Source organism: Rhizobium sp. BK512, from assembly GCF_014194915.1.
Classification (GTDB): domain Bacteria; phylum Pseudomonadota; class Alphaproteobacteria; order Rhizobiales; family Rhizobiaceae; genus Rhizobium.
The window spans coordinates 12694-35387 of the sequence record NZ_JACIAS010000010.1; the positions used below are offsets into that span (position 1 = coordinate 12694).

Sequence of the window (22694 nt, forward strand, 5' to 3'; positions counted from 1 at the left end):
ATGTCAAAAATCGTCGCACCCGGCCTCCAAACGGCTTCCATTTTGTTGACTTGGCCGTTCCAACTGGTATGTCTCGACCGCTCTCATTGATGGTCTTGGCAGGCTCGAGGCCATCCTCAAACCCGGAACTAGCGGAAAAGCCATGACCTCACGCGAACAAAACGACCGGATGGCGAATGCGATCCGTTTCCTCTCCATGGATGCTGTCGAAAAGGCGAATTCCGGCCACCCGGGCATGCCGATGGGCATGGCGGATGTGGCAACTGTCCTCTTTACCAAATATCTCCGCTTCGATCCCCAGAAGCCGCACTGGCCGAACCGCGACCGCTTTGTTCTCTCTGCCGGTCATGGCTCGATGCTGCTCTACTCGCTTCTCTATTTGACCGGCTATCCAGACATGTCGGTCGAGGACTTGAAGCAGTTCCGTCAGCTCGGCTCCAAGACCGCCGGCCATCCGGAATATGGCCATGCCACCGGCATCGAAACGACCACTGGCCCGCTCGGCCAGGGCATTGCCAATGCCGTCGGCATGGCGATCGCCGAGCGCAAGCTGCGCGACGAGTTCGGTCCGGAATTGCAGGACCACTACACTTACGTCATCAATGGCGACGGCTGCCTGATGGAAGGCATCAGCCACGAAGCGATCGCGCTTGCCGGCCACCTGAAGCTCAACAAGCTGATCCTCTTCTGGGACAACAACTCGATCACCATCGACGGCGCCGTTTCCCTGTCCGACTCGACCGATCAGGTCGCTCGCTTCAAGGCCGTTCACTGGAACACGATCGAGATCGACGGTCACGACCAGGCCGCCATCGCCGATGCGATCGAAGCCGCCCACAAGTCCGACCGCCCGACCTTCATTGCCTGCAAGACTGTCATCGGCTTCGGTGCCCCGAACAAGCAAGGCACCCACAAGGTGCACGGAAACCCGCTCGGCGCCGACGAAATCGCCGCCACCCGCAAGGCGCTGAACTGGGAATACGAGCCCTTCGTCGTTCCCTCCGACGTGCTCGACGCATGGCGCGCCGCCGGCACCCGCTCTGACAATATCGTCAAGGCATGGGAAGAAACGCTGTCCAAGTCGCCGGCCAAGGCCGAGTTCACCCGTCGTTTTGCCGGTGACCTGCCTGAAGGCTTCGACAAGGCTATCGACGACTACAAGAAGAAGCTTGCCGAAACCAAGCCGACGATCGCTTCCCGCAAGGCATCCGAAGATGCGCTCGAAGTCATCAACGGCTTCGTGCCGGAAACGCTCGGCGGCTCCGCTGACCTGACGCCGTCGAACAATACCAAGACCAGCCAGATGCATTCGATCACGCCGACGGATTTCGCCGGCCGCTATATGCACTGGGGCATCCGTGAGCACGGCATGGCCTCTGCCATGAACGGCATCGCGCTCCATGGCGGTCTTATTCCTTACGGCGGCGGCTTCATGATCTTCTCGGATTATTGCCGCCCACCGATCCGCCTCGCCTCGCTCATGGGCATCCGTGTCATCCACGTCCTGACGCATGACTCGATCGGCGTTGGCGAAGATGGGCCGACGCACCAGCCGGTTGAACAGATCGCCGGCCTGCGTGCGGTGCCGAACCTGCGTGTCTTCCGCCCGGCCGACGCAGTCGAGACCGCGGAATGCTGGCAGATCGCCATGAAGAGCAAGGACCATCCGTCCGCTCTGGCCCTGACCCGTCAAAACCTGACGACCGTCCGCACCGAGTATAATCAGAAGAACCTCTGCGAACTCGGCGCCTATACGCTCGCCGGCAACGCAGATGCCAAGGTCACGATCTTCGCCTCGGGTTCGGAAGTGGAACTCGCCGTTGCCGCCCGTGCAACGCTTGAAGGCAAGGGTGTCAGCACCCGCGTCGTTTCCGTTCCCTGCACGGAACTCTTCTTCGATCAGCCGGAGGCTTACCGCAAGGAAATCCTCGGCAACTCGCCGGTCAAGATCGCCGTCGAAGCCGCCGTTCGCGAAGGCTGGGATGCCTTTATCGGTCCGGAAGGCACCTTCGTCGGCATGAAGGGTTTCGGCGCGTCCGGCCCGGCCAAGAAGGTGTTCGAGCATTTCGGCATCACGGCGGACGCCGTCGTCGCAGCAGCAGAAGCCAAGCTTTAAGGGAGTGCCTTCGGGCGCTTCCTCATCTATTATCCGCAATCCCAATCTCTAGGGAGTGAATGAACATGACAGTCAAGGTTGCCATCAACGGTTTCGGTCGTATCGGCCGCAACGTTCTTCGCGCCATCGTCGAATCCGGCCGTACGGACATCGAAGTCGTCGCCATCAACGACCTCGGCCCGGTCGAGACCAACGCCCACCTGCTGCGTTACGACTCCATCCACGGTAAGTTCCCGGCCGAAGTGAAGGTCGAAGGCGACACGATCGTCGTCGGCGGCGGCAAGCCTATCAAGGTCACCGCGATCAAGGATCCGGCAACCCTTCCCCACAGGGAATTGGGTGTCGACATCGCGATGGAATGCACGGGCATCTTCACCGCCCGCGACAAGGCCACTGCTCATCTGACGGCTGGTGCCAAGCGCGTCATCGTTTCGGCTCCTGCCGACGGCGCTGACCTGACCGTTGTCTTCGGCGTCAACCATGACCAGCTCACCAAGGAGCATCTGGTCATCTCCAACGCCTCCTGCACCACCAACTGCCTGGTGCCGGTCGTGAAGATTCTCGACGACGCCGTCGGCATCGACCACGGCTTCATGACCACTATCCACTCCTACACCGGCGACCAGCCGACGCTCGATACGATGCACAAGGATCTGTATCGCGCCCGCGCTGCTGCCCTCTCGATGATCCCGACCTCGACGGGTGCTGCCAAGGCCGTCGGCCTCGTTCTGCCGCACCTCAAGGGCAAGCTCGACGGCACCTCGATCCGCGTTCCGACCCCGAACGTTTCGGTCGTCGATTTCAAGTTCGTTGCCAAGAAGGCCACCACGGTCGGCGAAATCAACGAAGCGATCAAGGCTGCCGCAAACGGCAAGCTGAAGGGCATCCTCGGCTACACCGATGAGCCGCTCGTTTCCCGTGACTTCAACCACGACAGCCACTCCTCGATCTTCGCGACCGACCAGACGAAGGTCATGGAAGGCAACTTCGTGCGCGTCCTGTCCTGGTACGACAACGAGTGGGGCTTCTCCAGCCGCATGTCCGACACGGCTGTTGCCTTCGCCAAGCTCATCTAAGCGTCAGGCATCAAGATCAGGAAGCGGCTCGGGAAACCGGGCCGTTTTCATTTTGGGCGATCGATCAGGAGATGGAAGAGCATGGCGCAACTGACTATTCGCAACGCGACTGTTGATGACGCCGCCGAACTCTGCGGGCTCATCAATGAAATCATCGAAGCGGGCGGCACGACTGCCCTCGAGGATCGCTTTTCGCCCGAACTTTTGGCCGACTGGTTCATATTCGGCGAATTCGCCATCATCTGCCATGTGGCGCAGGCAGGGTCCGGCCTCGCCGGCTTTCAATTCCTCAGCCGTTACGGCGATTTGCCGGTGGGGTGGGCCGATATCGGAACTTTCGCGCGCCTGAACCCGAAGATCCCAGGCGTCGGCACTGCCCTGTTTGCCGCAACACGTTCTGCAGCCAAGGAACGCAGTATCGAAATCATCAACGCAACCATCCGCGCCGACAACATTGGCGGGCTGGCCTACTACGAGAAGATGGGGTTCCGTACCTATAACACGCTGAAGAAAGTACCGCTTAAGGACGGTACGCCCATCGACCGAATTCAGAAGCAATTTCAGGTGACGAAAAATGGAAGCGGCCTCTAACGGTCTCATCAACAAAAAGTGTGGCGCTCCCTCTGCCTGCCCTGCTCTCGCCTGATTTCCTCATACATTCTTTATAGAGACTTTTTCCAATAGCATTCTTTTCTGGCCCTCACCCCAAGGGCCGTCCAGCAGCATGACGCAGCAATGCAGCCGAGGTTAAGCCGCAAGGCCTACCCTTCTGCGGTTTTTTGCCGTTTACTGAAAGATCGTGCTGGACGTTGGGGGATGGGCGGGGCGGCTGCGGGATGGCGTGACGAAGCGAAAGGGGTAGGCATGGAAGCGTTTTATATCGTGGTGCTGGTTGCGACGGCGCTCGTGCTTCTTGCGGCCTTCTCGAGCCTGCTTGCGTTCCGCTTCGGCGCTCCTCTCCTGCTGCTGTTTCTGATGATCGGGCTTGCCGCCGGCGTCGATGGCCTCGGCATCGAATTCAGCAACAACTACCTCGCCTATATTCTGGGCTCCATCGCGCTTGCGATTATCCTTTTCGATTCCGGCTTCGGTACACCGATGCAGGCCTTCCGGATTGCCGCGATACCGTCGTTGACACTGGCATCGGTCGGCGTGCTCTTGACCGCCGGACTCTTCGCCTTCGCCGCTCGCTGGCTGCTGCATTTCAGCTGGCTGGAAGGCATGCTGCTTGGCTCAATTGTCGCCTCTACCGATGCTGCAGCCGTCTTCTTTCTGCTGCGCATCGGCGGCATCAACATCCGAGACAAGGTGCGCTCTACGCTGGAAGTCGAATCCGGCACCAACGACCCGATGGCAATCTTCCTGACCATCGCCCTGGTCGAGGTTCTCGCCAGCGGCGAACGCTACGCAGGCATCAATATCGGCATGCTTGCCATGTTCATTCAGCAGATGGGCCTTGGCGTCATACTCGGCCTGCTTGGCGGCATGATGATCGTGCTGATCGCCGGACGGCTGGAAACGGATCGCGGCCTCACGCCAATCTTCGTGCTGGCACTCGCCTTGCTTGTCTTCTCCTTCACCGGCGCGGTTGGCGGCAGCGGCTTCCTCGCCGTCTATGTCGCTGGCATCTATGCCGGAAACCGAAAGATGCAGGCGATCGGCACCATCAGGCGCTTTCAGGACGGCATGACCTGGCTTGCCCAGATCATTATGTTCCTTGTGCTCGGCCTGTTGGCGACGCCTTCGCAATTCCCTGTCATCATCGTGCCGGCGATCCTGCTCGCTCTCTTCCTGATCTTCGTCGCCCGGCCGCTCGCCGTCTGGCTGTCGCTGCTGCCCTTCGATTATACGCAGCAGGAAATCGGCTTTGTCGCCTGGGTCGGTCTGCGCGGCGCAGTCTCAATCCTGCTTGCCATCATGCCGATCCTCGGTGGCCTGCAGCACAGTCAGATCTACTTCAACACCGCCTTCATCATCGTGCTCGTCTCGCTCCTCGTGCAGGGCTGGACGATCAAGCCGGTCGCCAAGCGCCTCGGCCTCATCATTCCGCCGCGGATCGGCGCGGTCGACAAAGTCGAGGTCGACCTGCCAGGCGCGGCCAATCACGAGCTGCTTTCCTATCGCGTCGTCAAGGACAGCCCGGTTCTGCGTGGCGAGCGCATTCCGCGCTGGGCGGCACCCTCGCTTGTGATCCGCGACGGCAAGTCGATGCGCTACCAATATGCCGGTCGCCTCAGGGAAAACGATCTTGTCTACCTCTTCATCGCTCCCAGCTATTCGCGCCTGCTCGACCGACTCTTCGCCAGTCGCGCACCTGTTGATGAGGATGACGCGGAATTTTTTGGCGCCTTCGCGCTGTCGCCGGCTCGCCCTGCCGCCGATCTCGATGCCGCCTATGGTCCGGGCCTGCTCAATGAATCCGAGAAGGGTTTGACGATCGCCGAACTGATGAAACAGCGCCTCGGCGGCAAGGCGGATTATGCTGATCGCGTCCGTCTCGGCTCGCTCATTCTCATCGTCCGCGACCTCGACGATCAGGATCACATCACCTCTGTCGGCATGTCATTGGAGGCCGTGGAGCCCGCCATAACATTGCCGATCTTCATCAATCTGCGCGAAATTATCCAGCGTACCCGCGACCGTATGAAAGGCCGCAAAAGGCATGAGGTGACGGCTGCGGAAAGTGCTGCCGGACGTGACGAAACCCCACGCTAAAACGGCCGCCGACTGCCTTGCGTCTCCTTCGATCCTTGCTATGGTCGGCGCAACTTTCGCAACCACGAACGGATCCTTCCATGGCAGCTTTCAAGACCCTCGACGACCTCAACGATATCGCCGGCAAGCGCGTTCTCGTCCGCGTCGACCTCAACGTCCCGGTCAAGGACGGCAAGGTTACGGACACGACCCGCATCGAGCGCGTCGCGCCGACGATCCTTGAACTGTCGAAAAAGGGAGCGAAGGTCATCCTGCTCGCCCATTTCGGCCGCCCGAAGGACGGCCCCTCGGCAGAATTCTCGCTTTCTCTGATTGCTCCGTCGGTCGAGGCGGTGCTCGACCACGCCGTGCTGACTGCGTCCGACTGCATCGGCCAAGCCGCCGCTTCCGCCGTCGCGAAGATGAACAATGGCGATATTCTGCTTCTGGAAAACACCCGCTTCCACAAGGGAGAGGAAAAGAACGATCCTGAATTCACAAAGGCGCTCGCCGCAAACGGCGATATCTATGTGAACGACGCCTTCTCCGCTGCTCACCGCGCCCACGCCTCCACCGAAGGCCTTGCCCATCACCTGCCGGCCTATGCGGGGCGCACGATGCAGGCAGAACTCGAGGCGCTCGAAAAAGGCCTCGGCAACCCGATCCGTCCGGTCGTCGCCATCGTCGGTGGCGCCAAGGTCTCGACCAAGATCGACCTTCTTATGAACCTCGTGAAGAAGGTCGACGCGCTCGTGATCGGCGGCGGCATGGCCAACACCTTCATCGCCGCCCGAGGCACCAATGTCGGCAAGTCGCTCTGCGAACATGACCTCGCCGATACCGCCAAGCAGATCATGATCGAAGCCGCCACGGCCGGCTGCGCGATCGTTCTGCCGGAAGACGGGGTTATCGCCCGCGAATTCAAGGCAGGAGCGGCCAATGAGATCGTCTCGATCGAAGCCATCCCCGGTGACGCCATGGTCCTCGATGTCGGTCCAAAGTCGGTCGAAGCCGTCAAGGCCTGGATCGAGCGCGCCACGACGCTCGTCTGGAACGGTCCGCTCGGCGCCTTCGAAATCGAGCCTTTCGACGCAGCGACCGTCGCCGCTGCGAAATATGCCGCCGAGCGCACCAAGGCCGGCAAGCTCACGTCAGTTGCAGGCGGCGGCGATACGGTCTCGGCGCTGAACCATGCCGGCGTTGCCGAAGAATTTACCTATGTTTCGACGGCAGGCGGCGCCTTCCTCGAATGGATGGAAGGCAAGGAACTGCCGGGCGTGGCCGTTCTCTCTCGGTAACGGCCGATTGGCGATAAGCCGATTCGGCAGATATTCCAGCAGGATAGGCCGCGGGAATGAACGCTTCCGCGGTCTTTTGCTCAAGAAGAGGAAAAATTCCCGAACTTTCAAACGATTGAAATCATTTCAATCGTTTCAATGACTTAGCGCTCCCATTTTTCTCGCTATAAACTTCTGTTATCCGAGTTCTATATTGTCAATTCTACCGGGTTTCATTGTGGAGAGAACGAGATGAGCGAACGACTGGAAGACATTGCAGTAAAGATGGTTGCTGGCGGTCGGGGCCTGCTTGCCGCCGATGAATCGACCTCCACCATCAAGAAGCGTTTCGATGCGATCAATCTTGAATCGACCGAAACCAGCCGACGCGATTATCGCGAGATGCTCTTCCGCTCGGAAGACGCAATGAAGAAGTACATTTCCGGCGTCATCCTCTACGAGGAAACCCTGTATCAGAAAGCCGCTGACGGCACGTCTTTCGTCGATATCATCAAGGCTGCCGACAGCATTCCGGGCATTAAGGTCGATATCGGCGCCAAGCCGATGGCAAAATATCCGGGTGAAACCGTCACCGAAGGCCTTGATGGCCTCGCAGACCGCCTTGCCAGATATTATGAGGCCGGCGCCCGCTTCGCCAAGTGGCGCGGCGTCATCGCCATCTCGCAGACCCTGCCGAGCCGTGGTTCCGTGCGCGCCAACGCCCAGGCGCTGGCTCGCTATGCGGCGCTCTGCCAGGAAGCCAAGATCGTACCGATCGTCGAGCCGGAATGCCTGATGGACGGAAAGCCGGGCGACCACAATATCGACCGTTGCGCCGAAGTGACCGAATCCACGCTGCGCATCGTGTTCGAGGAACTTGCTGATGCCCGTGTCAGCCTCGAGGGCATGATCCTGAAACCGAACATGGTCATCGACGGCAAGAATGCCCGCAAGGCCTCGGTTGCGGAAGTGGCGGAGCGCACCGTCCAGGTGTTGAAGCGCACGGTTCCGTCATCCGTTCCGGGGATCGCCTTCCTCTCCGGCGGCCAGACCACGGAAGAAGCGACAGCCCATCTCTCCGCCATCAACTCCGGTTATGAGCTGCCCTGGTTTGTCACCTTCTCCTATGGCCGTGCTCTGCAGGACAGCGCACTCAAGGCCTGGAACGGCAAGCAGGAAAACGTCGCTGCCGGCCAGCGCGAATTCGCACACCGCGCCGAAATGAACAGCCTCGCCGCAAAGGGCAACTGGAAGGCCGAACTCGAAAAGGCCGCATGAGCCTTTTGGATGCTTGAGAAAACAGACAGGCGGCGAGCACCCTCGCCGCCTGTCTTTGTTCTTGCCAGTCGCGAAGCCGATTTGTCATGGCGACAAGATAGTCCTTCGCCGCAACAACGAGCCTCGATAATCATGGTGCCACCATTGTTGGAGCCGCCATGAACAGCTTGTCCTACCTCACCGTCGACGTCTTCACCTCCACCCGCTATGAGGGCAATCCGCTCGCGGTCATGAGCGACGCCAGGGGCATCAGCGATGCGGCAATGCAAAAGATTGCCGCCGAATTCGGCTATTCCGAAGTAACCTTCGTGCTGCCGCCCGAGAACCCCGAAAACACCGCAAAAGTTCGCATCTTCACGCCGACAATGGAGGTGCCGTTCGCGGGGCATCCCAATGTCGGCACTGCCTATGTTCTCGGCCAGCAGAACGAAATCTTCGGTCGCGCCATTGGCGATAGGCTGCGGTTCGAGGAAAAGGCCGGCCTTGTGGAAGTCACCCTGCAGCGCCGTGAAGGCCGAGTCACCGGAGCAACCATCCGTGCTCCAAGGCCGCTTGAAATAGGCGACAGAATATCCGAGACCGTCATTGCCGATTGCGTCTCCCTTGATCCCTCCTCGATCCGCAAGAACAAGCATGCCCCGGTCTTTGCATCGGTGGGACTGAACTTCGCCATCGCAGAACTCGAGAGTCTCGAGGCTCTGGCCGCGGCAAGTCCCAATCTGAACGGCTTCCAGGCGGCGGCTAGGGGCGTGGCCGGCAGCCATGACTTTTCGCTGTTCCTCTATGTACGTCCCGCCGCCACCCCCTGGAAGATCCGCGCCCGCATGTTCGCGCCGCTGGACAACGTCATTGAAGATCCGGCGACCGGAAGCGCATCAGCCGCCCTCTCCGCCTATCTCGTCTCGCTGCTGCCGGAGGCGGACGTCAGCCAGCACGTGACGATCGAACAGGGCGTCGAAATGGGCCGGCGCAGCATCATCGAACTCGATGTCGTCAAGACGGTCGGCACGGTCACTGACGTGACGATCTCGGGAACCTGCGTGCCGATCATGAAAGGCGATATCATCCTGCGGGACTAAACCTGCCTATTGCACCAGGAAATCACGCGCCAGCAACGCCACCGCCCAGATGGCAAAGGCAATCAGCGCGATCTTCCAGAAATCCATCCGGCGGCGCAGCCCCGGATAGCCGAGCGGCTTGATGATCTGGATTGCCATGGCAAGGATGAGTAGCAACGCTATCAGCTTTGTCATGGCTTTATTTTTTCCATTTATCAGAATGTCACAGGACGGACATTTTTTCACGCGAACACAGGAATATCTACACGCCGTAAAGGCATTCCGGGACACAATCAACACTCTTATGGACTGGGCAGATTAACGTCTCGCCTTATGTCTTTTTCGAAGCGAACACGCCGAGTCTGGGGATATGACAAGAAATCTGCTGTCCGTCGCTGCGCTGCTCTTTGGCACGCTCTTCCTTTTCATGGGCAACGGACTGCAGGGCATTCTGCTTCCTGTGCGCGGAAACCTCGAAGGTTATGCCACGACCACGCTCGGTCTGCTCGGGACCTCCTGGGCAGCAGGTTTCGTTATTGGCTGCCTGGTTGCACCAAAGATGGTGCGTCGCGTCGGCCATGTGCGCGCGTTCTCCGGCTTTATCGCCATCATCGCCATCATCGCGCTTGTCAGCGGCATCATCATCGATCCGGTCTGGTGGGTCATCCTGCGTGCCGTCACCGGTTTCTCCACTGCCGGGACTTCGATGATCATCGAAAGCTGGCTGAACGAACGGGCGAACAATGAGAGCCGCGGCGCGATCTTCTCGCTCTATATCGGCATCACCCTCCTTGGCGTCGTGGGCGGCCAGATGATGATCCCCCTCGAAGACGTGCGCACGCCGGTACTCTTCATGATCTGCGGCATCTTCTACTGCATCGCCATGCTGCCGACGACGCTGTCGACCGCAGCCTCACCGCAGCCGCTGAAAGCAGTCAAACTCGATCTGCCTGCGCTCTATCGCAATTCGCCGGTTTCCTGCCTCGGCATCCTGCTGGTTGGCATTGCCAATGGCGCCTATGGTACGCTCGGTGCCGTCTTCGGCGCGGGTGCGGGTCTTTCCGACACCTCGATTGCCGTAATGATGAGCACCACCATCTTTGCCGGCGCGGTGATGCAGCTTCCGGCCGGACGCCTGTCAGATCGTATCGACCGTCGCTACGTCCTGGCTGCCATGTCAGCCATCGCGGCGCTCGCCGGGCTCCTGATCTTCCTCCTGCATCCGTCCTCCCCAGCCTTCCTGATCGGCCTTGTCATCCTCTACGGTGCGGTCGCCAATACGCTCTATCCGATCGCTGTCGCCCATGCGAACGACTTTGCCTCATCGGAGGATTTCGTAAAGGTTTCCGGCGGCCTGCTGCTGCTCTACGGCATCGGCACCGTTATCGGGCCGACGATCGGAGGTCCGGTCATGTCAGTCGTCAGCCCCCATGCACTCTTCCTGGTGACAGCGCTCGCCCATCTCCTGATCACCGGCTATGCCATCCTCAGAAGCCGCATTCGTGCAGCCATTCCGGCGAGCGACCGCGATGCCTATACGACGATCCCGACAGCAACATCTCCGACGCTCACGCCGCAAAGCATGTCGCTTGCCGATCGCAGCTCCAACAAGTCTCCCGAAAGCGGCGATCCTGCTGTAAAGTTCGGCTGACGGACTGAGGCATGTCGCGCGCAAATGCGCAGCGATTTTGCGATAGCGACACGCTTGCAACAGAGACTTGAAGCGTGGGCCGAAATCCTAGGGATCGCCACACGGTTTGCAGGAGGTGCAACAATGAGCTTGATGGATGACGATAGGCCGCAGAAGAAGACAGCGCACGAGATCGGCTCCGATCTCTCTATGCTTTCGGTCGACGAGTTGAGAGCACGCGTGGAACTTTTGAAAACCGAGATCGCACGGCTCGAGGCCGAGGCCGCCAAGAAGGCTTCCGGCCGATTGGCCGCCGAAAATCTTTTCCGGTCATAAGACTGTGAGCGAGCAAATATTGCTTCGTATTTACTTTCGTTAAGTCTTAAATCGGGACGACATTAATAAAAAATTAAGCTTTATAAGGTATTACTGATGCTGTTCAGATTCTTCTGGACCTCAGACAGTTTTCCAAGCGGTGAATTGGTCTGATTTTTCTCCCTGTTTTACCTTGAGAGCCGCTTTTGCGGCTCTTCTTTTTGCGCTGCCTTAGACCTTTCCACGAAACTGTGGAGATTAACCTTTTCTTAAGAAACGGCTTGCGCATCTAGGTTAAAGATACCATCTTGAAATCACGAAGACCGGCTTGGGAAACTTTTTCCGGGAACCCGGCGTTACCTGATAGTAGATGCGTGCAACAGGGATTCTTTAGATGTCGGAACTTGGATTGAACACAATCAGTTTTGCTGGCCGCGCTGCCGCATCCTCGCAGTTCAAGACGCTGTATGCAGAGGGCATGTCGCTGGTCGAAGAAACCGCATCCTATCTCGACGGCCAGGGCCGCGCAGCCTCCAAGGTGCTGCCGCGCATGGCCTCGGTCCTTTATGCGGCTGAATCAATGCGCCTCACAACCCGCCTGATGCAGATGGCTTCCTGGCTGCTGCTGCAGCGCGCCGTCAACAATGGCGAAATGTCCCGCGATCAGGTCCTGGCCGAGAAAAACAAGGTTCGGCTCGATGGCTTCAACGTCGATCGCAATGCTCCGGGCTGGGGTGACCTGCCGGAATCCTTCCGCGATCTCGTAGAGCGCTCGCTTCGCCTGCAGAACCGCATTGCCCTGCTCGACCGTGAAATCTACCGCCCGGCAGAAGCTGCGATCGTTCCTGATAATCAGAACAGCGTCCAGGCCCAGCTTTCCCTGCTGCAGACGGCCTTCGGCAACAACTGATCTGGCATATAGAATTGATGAAACCGGCTGCGGCGACGCGGCCGGTTTTTTATTTGCGCGCCGGCAAGCCCCCAAAACAAAAAGCCCGGCACAAGGCCGGGCTTTTGAATAATCCGCAAAGCGGAAGCGAATTAGAGGCCGAGGCCGCCGAAACGCTTGTTGAACTTCGAAACACGGCCGCCGCGGTCCATGAGCTGCTGGTTGCCGCCAGTCCAGGCCGGGTGCGACTTGGAGTCGATTTCGAGGTTCATGACAGCGCCTTCCGAACCCCAGGTCGAGCGGGTTTCGTACTCGGTGCCATCGGTCATGACTACCTTGATGGTATGGTAGTCGGGATGGATGCCTTCCTTCATGACAATCTTCCTGCGATGCCGAGGTCCAATTTGCCGCAGACAGTTGCGGCGGAAGAACCGATTGAATAAATGAAGCCGCAGTCGTGAAGGCTACGGCTTCCCATTAGGATGCGGTGCCTATACATGAAGGGCGCAGGGATAACAAGGGCCAAGGAGCCGCAATACGCGGTCTTTGAGGGCGATCGGAGACAATTTGGCAGAGCAGGCAGAACTTGGGGAGAAGAGGTCGCGTTCGCTGAAGCCGCTCGGCAGGTTGACACCTTATGTGGCACGCTATCGTGGCATGGTGGCCGGTGCCCTGATTGCGCTGGCGCTGGCGGCCGTGACTTCGCTTGCCATACCGCTCGCCGTGCGCCGCATGATCGACCACGGCTTCACGCAGGCCGACGGCACCTTCATCAACAGCTATTTCGCCATGATGATGATCATGGCCATCGTGCTCGCGATTGCCAGCGCTCTGCGCTACTATTTCGTCATCACCATTGGGGAGCGCATCGTTTCGGATCTGCGCCGCGATGTCTTCTCGCATGTCACGCGGCTCTCGCCCTCTTTCTTCGACGTCAACCAGTCGGGCGAGATCGTCTCGCGGCTGACGGCCGATACCACGCAGATCAAATCCGCCGTCGGCGCCACCGCTTCCGTGGCGCTTCGCAACTTGATCCTCTGTATCGGCGCGCTCGGCATGATGATCGTCACCTCGCCAAAGCTTTCCAGCCTCGTCATCGTCGCGATCCCCGTCATCGTCTTTCCGCTTGTTGCCGGCGGCCGTTCGGTGCGCAAGCGCTCCCGCGCCGCACAGGATACGCTGGCAGAAGCTTCCGCCTTCGCCAATGAGACGATCGCCGCAACCCGCACCGTGCAAGCCTTCAACGCCGAAACCATTGCAGCGGACCGCTACGGCTCGGCTGTGGAATCCGCCTATCAGGCCGCACGTTCTGCCGTTTCCTCCCGCGCCCTGCTGACGGGCATCGCCATCACCCTCATTTTCGGCAGCGTGGTAGCCGTTCTCTGGTTTGGCGCCCACAGCGTCCTCGCCGGTACACTTTCGGCCGGCACGCTCGGCCAGTTCCTGCTCTATGCGGTCATCGCAGCCGGCTCGCTCGGTGCACTGTCGGAAGTCTGGGGCGAGCTTTCGCAGGCAGCCGGTGCCGCTGACCGCCTGACCGAGCTTCTCGATGAAGTCTCGCCGATCGCCGCCCCCGCAAACCCGCAGCCACTCCCCTCGCCCGCCCAGGGCCGCGTGGAATTTGACGGCGTGCATTTCGCCTATCCATCCCGTCCCGGCAGGTCAGCTCTGCATGGCTTGGATTTCACGGTCCTGCCGGGCGAAACGGTTGCGATCGTCGGCCCATCCGGCGCCGGCAAGAGCACCGTCTTTTCGCTCTTGCTCCGCTTCTACGATCCGCAACAGGGCAGCGTGAAGATCGATGGCGTCGACGCCCGCCAGGCCGATCCGGACGCCTTGCGCCAGCGCATCGCCATCGTGCCACAGGATGTGACCATCTTCGCCTCCTCGATCCATGATAACATCGCTTTTGGCGTTCATGGCGCGACGCGCGAGCAGGTTCGCGCAGCGGCAATCGCAGCACAGGCCGATGAATTCATCAACCGGCTGGAAAAGGCTTACGAGACGCAGGTCGGCGAACGCGGTGTCACACTGTCCGGCGGCCAGCGCCAGCGCATCGCCATTGCCCGCGCGATCCTGAAAAACGCGCCGATCCTGCTGCTGGACGAGGCGACTTCGGCGCTTGATGCCGAGAGCGAAACGCTTGTGCAGAGAGCGCTTGACGGGCTCATGCATGGCCGCACCACTGTTGTCATCGCCCACCGTCTCGCCACTGTTCTCAAGGCCGACCGCATTCTCGTCATGGATCAGGGACGTGTCGTAGAGGAGGGCACGCATCAGAGCCTGATCCGAAACGGCGGCATCTATGCGAAACTCGCCCGCCTGCAATTCGATGCGGCCAACGAGGATGTGCTGGCAGCCGCCAAATAGCTGCCTCATACCCCCATCGCGACTAAAGTCTGATCGCGACAGCCTTCCCGCTCGGTTGCCTTTGCTGGAACCTGCCCTAACCTTCCCATGCCCAAGGTAGGGGTCTTTGCTGTTGAAATCGGTGGGAGGAGATTCGAATGGCGCTTTCTGATATTCTCAGTCGCATAAGTGTGGCACTTGGACTTGGCCTGATCACAGCCGCGACTGGTACGGCCGCATCAGCCCAGACTTTTCCAGATCGTTCCATAACCATGGTCGTGCCGTTCGCCGCCGGAGGCTCGACTGACGTCGTCGCGCGTATCGTCGCGCAGAAAATGTCCGAAGATCTCGGCCAGCAGGTCATCGTGCAGAATGTTGCGGGAGCCGGCGGCAATCTCGGCGCTGATAACGTCGCGCGCGCCGCGCCGGATGGCTATACGATCCTGATGGGCACCGTCGCCACCCACGCCCTCAATCCGCTGATCCTGAAATCGACGCCCTATGATGCCGAAAAGGATTTCGCGCCGGTTTCATTGCTCGTGGTTGTTCCCAATGTCCTGGTGGTCAATCCGGAGCTGCCCGCAAAAAATGTGCAGGAGTTGATTGCGCTCCTGAAAGCCGATCCGGACAAATACAGTTATGCTTCATCCGGTAACGGCACGCCGCTGCATCTTTCCGGCGAACTTTTTAAGAGCATGGCGGGCGTCGACATGCAGCATATCCCCTACAAGGGCGCCGGGCCCGCATTGAACGACGTCATCGGCAATCAGGTACCGATCATGTTCGACAACCTGCCCTCGTCGTCGAGCCACATCAAGGCCGGTACGCTCCGGGCACTCGCCGTCACGACCGCCGAACGCGCGCCATCCTTCCCTGATATCCCGACTATCGCGGAATCCGGCATTCCAGGATACGAGACCTATACGTGGAACGCACTCTTTGCGCCGGCCAACACACCGGCCGATGTGATCACTCGCCTCAACGCCTCCGCCAACAAGGCGCTGACCGATCCGGCCGTCGCCGGGCGGATGAAGGAATTTAGTGCAACCATCGTCGGCTCGACACCGGAGGAACTCGGCGCCCATGTGAAGGCCGAGCTTGCGAAATGGAAACCGGTCGTAGACGGCGCCCATATCCAGATGGAATGATCTTTGCGAAAGGGACAGCATGCGGCCAGCCCTTCTCTCGCGCCCGATCCAACCGGCGGCAATTGGACGCCATACAATGGAATTCTAATTAAGGTGGTGGAAAAGCTCACAATTCTGGGCTAGCCTTCTGAAAGCTGATGCACGATTTCAGCTTACCAGGAGGGATCCATGTACAGATTTGAAGTTTACAAGGATAAGGCCGGTGAATTCCGCTTCCGCTTCAAGGCGTCGAACGGCGAGACCATGTTCTCGTCCGAAGGCTACAAGGCGAAAGCATCCGCGGTGAACGCCATCGAATCCATCAAGAAGAATTCGCCCGGCGCGGAAGTGGTGGATCAGACAAAGGCGGACGCTTGACTGGAAGCGGAGGCGGCATCAGTCGCCTCCAGCACCTCCCGCTCAGCGAATTTCTCGCGCCCATTTCGGTGTGATCGATTTTTTTCGGCCGCAATGTCGAAATGAAGACGACTGAGACCTCATTGTTTCGGAACGGCTCGAAGCCGCGCCACCGAAGCATTGCAGCTTGGGCAAATTCGGCCTTACATGCTGCTTGCCCGGTCAAACCCATCAGAGGATCAGGAGTTTCCGATGCAATACGCACTTATCATCCGTGAATCTGCAGAAGACTTTGTCCGCCGTAACGACCCCGCCTATCGCGATGGCTGGACGGCCTACACCAAAGCCCTGGTGCAGGCAGGGATCTTGACCGCCGGCGCCGGCCTGACCCCGCCTGAGACCGGCACGATCGTACGTCGGAAAGGCGAGGACCATGATGTGCAGGATGGTCCCTATCCGGAAGGCAAGGAACAGCTTGGCGGCTTCTACGTGATCGAGGTACCAGATCTCGATGCCGCGCTCGAATGGGCCACGCGCGTGCCCGTCTCCGAATGGGGTTCGGTGGAAGTACGGCCGCGGCTGCAATTCGCGTGAGGCCGTTGTGACATCAGATGCGGGCCGTGTCGCCGAAAGGGTGGCACGGCAATCCTATGGCAAGCTCATCGCCTTTCTTGCCGCTCGCTCCCGCGATGTTCCGGCAGCGGAGGATGCCTTGTCTGATGCGCTGGCGGCTGCGTTGCGGGTCTGGCCCGAGCGCGGTATTCCCGACAATCCCGAGGGCTGGCTGCTCACCGCAGCCCGCCGCAACCTCATTCAGGCTGCCCGTCACCGAACCGTGCACGATAATGCCAGTGAAACGATTGCGCTGGCCATCGAGGAAGCTGAGGAGCGTTTGAACGATGCACGAAACGCAGACTTTTCCGATGAGCGGCTGAAGCTGCTTTTTGCCTGTACACATCCAGCAATCGATCGGTCCGTTCACACGCCGCTGATGCTTCAGACGGTGCTCGGCATTGACGCGAAGACAATCGCACAAGCCTTCGTAATCTCGCCGGATGCCATGAGCCAGCGCCTGGTGCGGGCCAAGATCAAGATCCGCGACGCCGGCATTCCGTTCGCCATCCCTGAGCGGCAGATCCTGACCGATCGGCTGGCGGGCGTACTCTCGGCAATCTATGCCGCCTATGGGCTCGGCTGGGACGGGCTCGATGGCGAGGAAGACAATCGCACAGGTTTGACCGGCGAGGCGATCTGGCTTGGCCGCGCTCTCATGACCATGCTGCCTGAGCAGCCGGAGGTTATCGGGCTCCTCTCATTGATGCTTTATTGCGAGGCGAGAAGGCGCGCACGGCGTGATGCCGATCGCACCTACATACCGCTTGAGGAGCAGGATACCGGTCTCTGGAACGAAATCATGCTGGCGGAAGCCGATACGTTGCTGCGCAAGGCGGGCACCTTCGACCGTTTCGGTCCGTTCCAGTGCCAGGCGGCGATCCAGTCCGTCCACGCTACGCGTCGCCGGACGGGCACGACGGACTGGAAGGCGCTCATTACCCTCTACCGGGCGCTCATCGAGATGAAACCGACACTGGGCTCAAAGGTCAGTCATGCCGCCGTCATTGGCAGGGTCGACGGCGCGGCTCCGGCCATCGCCCTGTTGGACGGGCTGGAACGACGGGGCGTCGCCAGCTACCAGCCTTACTGGGCCGTGCGGGGACATCTATTGGCAGACCTCGGTGAAAGCGATGCCGCGGCAGAAGCCTACAGGATGGCGATCGGCCTCAGCGACAGTCCCGCCGTCCGCACCTTCCTCGCTGGCAAGCTTCAAGCCGTTATTTCTCGGTCAGCTTGAGCTCGATACGACGGTTGGTGGCACGCGCCTCCGGGGTATCGCCCGGTGCGATCGGCTGGAATTCGCCAAAACCTGCCGCAACGAGCCGGTCTGCGGGCACACCCTGCGCGATCAGGAACTTCACGACCGAAATCGCGCGGGCGGATGAAAGCTCCCAGTTGTCCCGGTAACGACCTGAGCCTGAGAGCGCGACATTGTCCGTATGGCCATCGACGCGCAGCACCCAGTTGATTTCAGGCGGAATTTCCTTGGCGAGGTCAAGCAGCGCGGCGGCAAGCTTTGCCATTTCCGTCTGGCCATCCGGATTGAGGTCGGCGCCGCCGGATGGAAACAGGACTTCAGATTGGAAGACGAAACGGTCGCCGACGACACGGATGTTCTCGCGATCCGACAGGATTTCGCGCAGACGTCCGAAGAAGTCCGACCGGTAGCGGTTGAGTTCCTGCACGCGCGCAGCCAGCGCCACGTTCAGGCGGCGTCCGAGATCGGCGATCTTTGTCTGCGACGTTTGGTCCTTCTCTTCGGAAGCCTGCAGTGCTGCCTCGACAGCAGCGATCTGGCTGCGCAATGCCGCAATCTGCTGGTTGAGGAGCTCTACCTGGCTGAGGGCACGGTCGCTCACCTGCTTCTGCTCATCAAGCTGCTGCGTCAGCGTTCCGATCTGCTGCTTTGCCGCATCCTGCCCGCCAGCACCAGCGCTGAGTAACGCTTGTAACCGCGTTCGCTCGCCCTCTGCACTCGCAAGTGACGCCTGCAGATTGGCGACGGAATCCTGAAGGTCCTGATTGCTGCCCTTTTCCAGCGCCAGCAACTGCGTGAGCTCGTTGATCTGGCCGTTCAGACGCGTCAGCACTTCGTCCCGACCGCTGATTTCGCGACTGAGAATGAACTGGCCGACAACGAATACCGTGAGAATGAACATGATGGCGATGAGCAGCGTCGACAGCGCATCGACGAAGCCCGGCCAGTAGTCCACCGCGCGTTGGTGGCGACGGTTGCGGCCAAGAGGCATGGCTTACTTGCCCTCGCTCTTTTCGACCTGGCCGGATCGTTCCCGCGCTCTGTCGCTGCCGCGGTCATGCACGCCAATGCGCTCGGCCAGCCGGTCGAGCGTACGCCGCATCGCCTTCGCTTCGTCCTGCTGCACTTCGATCCAGTCGCGTAGCATCTGCTGCTCGTTGCGCATGTTCTTGACGAGGCCCTGGATGCCTTCGGCAAGGCTTGCCATGGCGGCAACCGACCGTTGGCTTGTGGGGCCACCGTCTTCGGCAACCTTGCGCAGATATTCCGAAAGCGCCTTCATATCTTCCGACGAGCCGCCGGAGACGCCATCGAGCGCCGGCACCGGAATATCCGAGCCGACATCGGTAACAGAGGAGAGCCAGTTCTCCAGCTCCGTATAGAAACGGTTCTGTGCACGCCCGGCCTGCAGATCGAGGAAACCGAGGATCAGCGAACCCGAAAGACCGAGCAGCGAGGACGAGAAGGCCTGGCCCATGCCGGACAGTGGTGTCGCGAGCCCCTCCTTAAGCGTCGAGAGTACATCGCCCGTGCCGTTCGAACCGGCATCGAGAGACTGGATGACCGAGCTGATCGAGCCGATCGTGCCGATAAGACCCCAGAAGGTACCGAGCAGGCCGAGGAAGACGAGCAGGCCGATCAGATAGCGCGAAACGTCGCGCGATTCGTCGAGGCGGTTGGCAATGGAATCCAGAATGGAGCGCAGCGCCGTGGTCGACAATGCAACACCCGACTTGCGGTTGCCGATCAGCGCCCTCATCGGCGCGAGCAGCCGCGGATTGCGGTTCACCTTCTCGACGCTGCCTGCGGCGCGGAAGGAATTGAACCAGCGCACTTCCGGACGAAGCGACAGCACGTGATTAAAAACGAGAATGATTCCAACGGCAAGAACACCGAGGATGAGGCCGTTGAGGCCCGGATTGTGCATGAAGGCGGTTTGAGTCTGGCGGAACAGGATCGCTGCTATGAAGCCGACGATGATAAGGAACAACACCATCGTCCAGAAGAACGACATGGGACTGGAGAGTTTGTAGGCGTAGCCACCGGCCGTCTTCTCAGTGGAGCCGAACTCGGCCGCATTCACATTTTCCATAGGTTCCTCGGCCTCCGGATTCATTGCAGCCGGAGACTAGATCAACATTGTGCCGAATTGAAGTATGCACCGCGGAAAAGCGGGACTTTACAACAGCCTGTTTCCGATACCCGTCAGCGGGTCGGAACCGGTCGCTTGACGACTTCCATCAGCGCCTTCTGGATATGCTCGTTGCCGGCGATGATCGAGCCCGTCTCCAGGATCGACGCGCCGCCATCCCAGTCGGTCGCAAAACCGCCAGCTTCGCGGATGAGCAGAATGCCGGCTGCCATGTCCCAGGGCGACAGTGCCGTTTCCCAGAAGCCGTCAAAACGGCCGGCGGCCACATAGGCAAGATCGAGCGAGACTGCACCCATGCGGCGAATGCCAGCGACTTCGCCCATGACGTGGCGGAGTTCGATCAGGAACTTGCCGTGATTGCCACGGCCGAGATGCGGCACACCGCAACCGATGACGCTGTCGGAAAGCACCCGGCGCGAGGCGACACGCAGGCGGCGGTCATTGAGGAATGCGCCACCGCCACGCTCTGCCGTGTAGAGCTCGTCCGTCGCCGGATTGAAGACCACGCCTGCGACGATCTCGTTGTTGCGCTCGAGCGCGATGGAAACGGCAAAGGCCGGGATACCATGCAGGAAGTTGGTCGTGCCGTCGAGCGGATCGACGATCCAGCGGTGCGCACCGTCGGTACCCTTGATCTCTTCGCTCTCCTCGCCAAGGAAGCCATAGGTCGGACGAGCCTTGAGAAGCTCCTCCTTGACGATCTTCTCTGCCTTGCGGTCGGCATTCGAAACGAAGTCGCCCGGTCCCTTCACCGATACCTGCAGGTTCTGCACTTCCCCGAAATCACGCCCCAGCGACTTGCCTGCCTTGATGGCAGCCTGAACCATGACATTGAGAAGAGCTGAACGGGCCATGTGGGCATTTTCCTTGGATAATACGGGACGCGCTGTCAGGGGCGGGATATGTCCCTGAACGCCGAAAGCGACAGCGCTGCATAGATTGGCGGCCTCAAGACCACAAAATCAGGAAAATTTCAAGGGGAATGCCGCATGGCGGGGTTGCAACAGCAAAGGATAGTTCCCAAATTATTCTGGACAGATCAGTCTGGAAAGATTATTGAGGCGTCATGGCAAGGCATAAGGAATTCGATCGCGACACAGCGCTCAAGGCGGCCATCACCGTGTTCGCCGAACACGGCTACGAGGGGACCTCGACTGATGCGTTGCTGTCGGCCATGAAGATCAGCCGGCAAAGCATGTACGATACTTTCGGCGACAAGCGCAGCCTCTATCTGGCAGCGCTCGACCGCTACAATACCGACAGCGTCTCTCAACTCGTGGCCGACCTGGGCCGCGATACGACACCATTGGAAGCCTTGGAGGAGACGCTCATCGCCTTTGCCTCCCGCCCCGAGACCGAAGCTGGCCGTGGCTGCCTCGGCGTCAGCGCCGTATGCGAGTTCGGACGGACGGACAGTGAAATCTCCGATCTGACCGACCAGGCATCCCGCCGGCTTTCATCCGCCGTGAAGACGATCCTTGAGGAAGGAAAGAAACGGGGCGAGGTCGCAGATGAAGTCGATACCACCGATGCCGTGCAGTTCCTTGGCTCGACCCTCTCAGGCATGAAGGTCAGTGCGCGCAACGGTGCCTCCCCTGAAGCGCTCCGCGGTATAGCCCGTCTCGCCATTCGAAGCCTCCGGTAAAACCTGAAGTCCAAACTCGATTCCGCATGCTCAATTCTAGACTAAATAATCCAGAAAGGAACTACAATGTCCCAACCACTTGCCGGCAAGATCGCCCTCGTAACCGGCGGCTCGCGCGGAATCGGTGCCGCAATCGTCCGCCGTCTCAGCAGCGACGGCGCGGCCGTTGCCTTCACCTATTCCGCTTCCGACGATAAGGCGAAGGCCATCGTTGCCGAAATCGAGACGAAGGGCGCGAAAGCACTGGCCATCAAGGCTGACAGCGCCGATCCGAAAGCCGTCCAGAACGCGATCGATCAGACCGTCTCGGCATTCGGCGGCATCGATATTCTCGTCAATAGCGCCGGAATTCTCATGCTGAATTCAGTAGAGAATTTTCCCCTCGAAGACTTCGACCGCATGTTCGCAGTCAATGTCCGCGCCGTCTTCGCGGGCACGCAGGCTGCCGTGCGCCACATGAAAGAGGGCGGACGCGTCATCACCATCGGCAGCATTGTCGCCGACCGCAGCGGCTTTCCGACCTCATCGGTCTATGCCATGACCAAGGGGGCGGTCGCTGCCATGACACGTGGCCTTGCGCGCGATCTCGGCCCGCGCGGTATTACCGTGAACAATATCCAGCCAGGCCCGACGGCCACGGACATGAACTCGGACGAGACAGGCCATGAGCGACTGAAGCAATTGATGGCGCTCGGGCGCATCGGCGAGGATAAGGAAATCGCCAGCTTCGCCGCCTATCTCGCGAGCCCGGAAGCGTCCTTCATCACCGGCGCCAGTCTGACGATCGATGGCGGATATCTCGCCTGAAGCCACAAGAGCGGCGGCGCGATGCGCTGCCGCTCTTGCATTCAATTCGGA

At 60.0% G+C, this 22694-nt stretch carries 22 protein-coding genes; 17 read left to right on the forward strand and 5 right to left on the reverse strand.

Annotation, left to right across the window (positions count from 1 at the left end):
• The first annotated feature begins 142 nt into the window (after positions 1-142).
• From tkt to FHX06_RS29210, 7 genes are all read left to right on the forward strand, one after another.
• Positions 143-2116, forward strand: a complete 1974-nt coding sequence (tkt, locus tag FHX06_RS29180) for a transketolase (protein WP_112545049.1) — start codon at positions 143-145, stop codon at positions 2114-2116.
• A 65-nt stretch (positions 2117-2181) separates the two neighbouring features.
• Complete coding sequence (gene gap, locus FHX06_RS29185; RefSeq protein ID WP_183881790.1) at positions 2182-3192, forward strand: type I glyceraldehyde-3-phosphate dehydrogenase; 1011 nt, start codon at positions 2182-2184, stop codon at positions 3190-3192.
• 81 nt (positions 3193-3273) lie between these two features.
• On the forward strand, positions 3274-3783 hold the full coding sequence (locus FHX06_RS29190) for a GNAT family N-acetyltransferase (protein WP_183881792.1): 510 nt from the start codon (positions 3274-3276) through the stop codon (positions 3781-3783).
• Positions 3784-4056: 273 nt separating this feature from the next.
• Positions 4057-5907: a potassium/proton antiporter gene (locus FHX06_RS29195; protein ID WP_112545047.1), complete on the forward strand. Its 1851-nt coding sequence runs from the start codon at positions 4057-4059 to the stop codon at positions 5905-5907.
• An 80-nt stretch (positions 5908-5987) separates the two neighbouring features.
• Positions 5988-7184, forward strand: a complete 1197-nt coding sequence (locus FHX06_RS29200; RefSeq protein WP_183881794.1) for a phosphoglycerate kinase — start codon at positions 5988-5990, stop codon at positions 7182-7184.
• A gap of 231 nt (positions 7185-7415) precedes the next feature.
• Positions 7416-8441 (forward strand): class I fructose-bisphosphate aldolase, encoded by a 1026-nt coding sequence (locus FHX06_RS29205; RefSeq protein ID WP_112545045.1) that lies wholly within the window; start codon positions 7416-7418, stop codon positions 8439-8441.
• 158 nt (positions 8442-8599) lie between these two features.
• On the forward strand, positions 8600-9520 hold the full coding sequence (locus tag FHX06_RS29210; RefSeq protein WP_183881796.1) for a PhzF family phenazine biosynthesis protein: 921 nt from the start codon (positions 8600-8602) through the stop codon (positions 9518-9520).
• A gap of 6 nt (positions 9521-9526) precedes the next feature.
• Here the strand turns inward: FHX06_RS29210 and FHX06_RS29215 are convergent, their stop codons facing one another.
• Positions 9527-9694: a hypothetical protein gene (locus FHX06_RS29215; protein WP_183850680.1), complete on the reverse strand. Its 168-nt coding sequence runs from the start codon at positions 9692-9694 to the stop codon at positions 9527-9529.
• 175 nt (positions 9695-9869) lie between these two features.
• On the opposite strand from FHX06_RS29215, the gene FHX06_RS29220 reads away from it, so the two are divergent.
• The 3 genes from FHX06_RS29220 (at position 9870) to FHX06_RS29230 (ending at position 12354) form a co-directional block, all read left to right on the forward strand.
• On the forward strand, positions 9870-11150 hold the full coding sequence (locus FHX06_RS29220) for an MFS transporter (RefSeq protein WP_112968833.1): 1281 nt from the start codon (positions 9870-9872) through the stop codon (positions 11148-11150).
• A gap of 123 nt (positions 11151-11273) precedes the next feature.
• The gene (locus tag FHX06_RS29225; protein WP_113015551.1) at positions 11274-11465 is read left to right on the forward strand and encodes a DUF1192 domain-containing protein; all 192 of its coding nucleotides are present in this window, start codon (positions 11274-11276) and stop codon (positions 11463-11465) included.
• A 373-nt stretch (positions 11466-11838) separates the two neighbouring features.
• Positions 11839-12354 (forward strand): DUF1465 family protein, encoded by a 516-nt coding sequence (locus FHX06_RS29230; RefSeq protein WP_112545041.1) that lies wholly within the window; start codon positions 11839-11841, stop codon positions 12352-12354.
• Positions 12355-12485: 131 nt separating this feature from the next.
• Here FHX06_RS29230 and rpmE read toward each other — a convergent pair whose 3' ends face one another.
• A complete protein-coding gene (gene rpmE / locus FHX06_RS29235; protein WP_112545040.1) occupies positions 12486-12707 on the reverse strand; it encodes a 50S ribosomal protein L31 in 222 nt (73 codons plus the stop codon).
• Positions 12708-12900: 193 nt separating this feature from the next.
• Here rpmE and FHX06_RS29240 point away from each other — a divergent pair, with 193 nt between their 5' ends.
• The 5 genes from FHX06_RS29240 (at position 12901) to FHX06_RS29260 (ending at position 18018) form a co-directional block, all read left to right on the forward strand.
• Complete coding sequence (locus tag FHX06_RS29240) at positions 12901-14703, forward strand: ABC transporter transmembrane domain-containing protein (protein ID WP_183881798.1); 1803 nt, start codon at positions 12901-12903, stop codon at positions 14701-14703.
• Positions 14704-14840: 137 nt separating this feature from the next.
• Complete coding sequence (locus FHX06_RS29245; protein ID WP_183881800.1) at positions 14841-15830, forward strand: Bug family tripartite tricarboxylate transporter substrate binding protein; 990 nt, start codon at positions 14841-14843, stop codon at positions 15828-15830.
• Between the two features lie 168 nt (positions 15831-15998).
• A complete protein-coding gene (locus tag FHX06_RS29250) occupies positions 15999-16187 on the forward strand; it encodes a YegP family protein (protein ID WP_029869175.1) in 189 nt (62 codons plus the stop codon).
• A 231-nt stretch (positions 16188-16418) separates the two neighbouring features.
• Positions 16419-16760 (forward strand): YciI family protein, encoded by a 342-nt coding sequence (locus FHX06_RS29255; RefSeq protein WP_112545037.1) that lies wholly within the window; start codon positions 16419-16421, stop codon positions 16758-16760.
• Positions 16761-16767: 7 nt separating this feature from the next.
• Positions 16768-18018 carry an RNA polymerase sigma factor gene (locus tag FHX06_RS29260; RefSeq protein WP_183881802.1) on the forward strand — a complete coding sequence of 417 codons (1251 nt, stop codon included), beginning with the start codon at positions 16768-16770 and terminating at the stop codon, positions 18016-18018.
• Here FHX06_RS29260 and FHX06_RS29265 read toward each other — a convergent pair.
• The 3 genes from FHX06_RS29265 to FHX06_RS29275 form a co-directional block, all read right to left on the reverse strand.
• The gene (locus tag FHX06_RS29265; protein ID WP_112545035.1) at positions 17999-19030 is read right to left on the reverse strand and encodes a peptidoglycan -binding protein; all 1032 of its coding nucleotides are present in this window, start codon (positions 19028-19030) and stop codon (positions 17999-18001) included. The genes FHX06_RS29260 and FHX06_RS29265 overlap by 20 nt on opposite strands.
• Positions 19031-19033: 3 nt before the next feature.
• The gene (locus FHX06_RS29270) at positions 19034-20131 is read right to left on the reverse strand and encodes a MotA/TolQ/ExbB proton channel family protein (RefSeq protein WP_112545034.1); all 1098 of its coding nucleotides are present in this window, start codon (positions 20129-20131) and stop codon (positions 19034-19036) included.
• Between the two features lie 113 nt (positions 20132-20244).
• Positions 20245-21045, reverse strand: a complete 801-nt coding sequence (locus FHX06_RS29275; RefSeq protein WP_029869239.1) for an inositol monophosphatase family protein — start codon at positions 21043-21045, stop codon at positions 20245-20247.
• Positions 21046-21257: 212 nt separating this feature from the next.
• Between FHX06_RS29275 and FHX06_RS29280 the strand changes: the two genes are divergently transcribed.
• Both FHX06_RS29280 and FHX06_RS29285 read left to right on the forward strand, forming a co-directional pair.
• Positions 21258-21836 carry a TetR/AcrR family transcriptional regulator gene (locus tag FHX06_RS29280; protein WP_029869240.1) on the forward strand — a complete coding sequence of 193 codons (579 nt, stop codon included), beginning with the start codon at positions 21258-21260 and terminating at the stop codon, positions 21834-21836.
• A gap of 66 nt (positions 21837-21902) precedes the next feature.
• Entirely contained in the window at positions 21903-22643 is a 741-nt protein-coding gene (locus FHX06_RS29285; RefSeq protein ID WP_113211972.1) for a 3-oxoacyl-ACP reductase family protein, read from the forward strand.
• The last annotated feature ends 51 nt before the right edge of the window (positions 22644-22694 follow it).

What these genes read in the sequence shown, in the direction of transcription:
- FHX06_RS29270 (WP_112545034.1), bottom strand. Translation starts at nt 20,131, where the DNA reads ATGGAAAATGTGAATGCGGCCGAGTTCGGCTCCACTGAGAAGACGGCC.
- FHX06_RS29230 (WP_112545041.1), top strand. Translation starts at nt 11,839, where the DNA reads ATGTCGGAACTTGGATTGAACACAATCAGTTTTGCTGGCCGCGCTGCC.
- FHX06_RS29255 (WP_112545037.1), top strand. Translation starts at nt 16,419, where the DNA reads ATGCAATACGCACTTATCATCCGTGAATCTGCAGAAGACTTTGTCCGC.
- FHX06_RS29200 (WP_183881794.1), top strand. Translation starts at nt 5,988, where the DNA reads ATGGCAGCTTTCAAGACCCTCGACGACCTCAACGATATCGCCGGCAAG.
- FHX06_RS29275 (WP_029869239.1), bottom strand. Translation starts at nt 21,045, where the DNA reads ATGGCCCGTTCAGCTCTTCTCAATGTCATGGTTCAGGCTGCCATCAAG.
- FHX06_RS29205 (WP_112545045.1), top strand. Translation starts at nt 7,416, where the DNA reads ATGAGCGAACGACTGGAAGACATTGCAGTAAAGATGGTTGCTGGCGGT.
- FHX06_RS29280 (WP_029869240.1), top strand. Translation starts at nt 21,258, where the DNA reads ATGGCAAGGCATAAGGAATTCGATCGCGACACAGCGCTCAAGGCGGCC.
- rpmE (WP_112545040.1), bottom strand. Translation starts at nt 12,707, where the DNA reads ATGAAGGAAGGCATCCATCCCGACTACCATACCATCAAGGTAGTCATG.
- FHX06_RS29285 (WP_113211972.1), top strand. Translation starts at nt 21,903, where the DNA reads ATGTCCCAACCACTTGCCGGCAAGATCGCCCTCGTAACCGGCGGCTCG.
- FHX06_RS29250 (WP_029869175.1), top strand. Translation starts at nt 15,999, where the DNA reads ATGTACAGATTTGAAGTTTACAAGGATAAGGCCGGTGAATTCCGCTTC.
- FHX06_RS29225 (WP_113015551.1), top strand. Translation starts at nt 11,274, where the DNA reads ATGAGCTTGATGGATGACGATAGGCCGCAGAAGAAGACAGCGCACGAG.
- FHX06_RS29265 (WP_112545035.1), bottom strand. Translation starts at nt 19,030, where the DNA reads ATGCCTCTTGGCCGCAACCGTCGCCACCAACGCGCGGTGGACTACTGG.
- tkt (WP_112545049.1), top strand. Translation starts at nt 143, where the DNA reads ATGACCTCACGCGAACAAAACGACCGGATGGCGAATGCGATCCGTTTC.
- FHX06_RS29215 (WP_183850680.1), bottom strand. Translation starts at nt 9,694, where the DNA reads ATGACAAAGCTGATAGCGTTGCTACTCATCCTTGCCATGGCAATCCAG.
- FHX06_RS29190 (WP_183881792.1), top strand. Translation starts at nt 3,274, where the DNA reads ATGGCGCAACTGACTATTCGCAACGCGACTGTTGATGACGCCGCCGAA.
- FHX06_RS29245 (WP_183881800.1), top strand. Translation starts at nt 14,841, where the DNA reads ATGGCGCTTTCTGATATTCTCAGTCGCATAAGTGTGGCACTTGGACTT.
- FHX06_RS29210 (WP_183881796.1), top strand. Translation starts at nt 8,600, where the DNA reads ATGAACAGCTTGTCCTACCTCACCGTCGACGTCTTCACCTCCACCCGC.
- FHX06_RS29195 (WP_112545047.1), top strand. Translation starts at nt 4,057, where the DNA reads ATGGAAGCGTTTTATATCGTGGTGCTGGTTGCGACGGCGCTCGTGCTT.
- FHX06_RS29220 (WP_112968833.1), top strand. Translation starts at nt 9,870, where the DNA reads ATGACAAGAAATCTGCTGTCCGTCGCTGCGCTGCTCTTTGGCACGCTC.
- gap (WP_183881790.1), top strand. Translation starts at nt 2,182, where the DNA reads ATGACAGTCAAGGTTGCCATCAACGGTTTCGGTCGTATCGGCCGCAAC.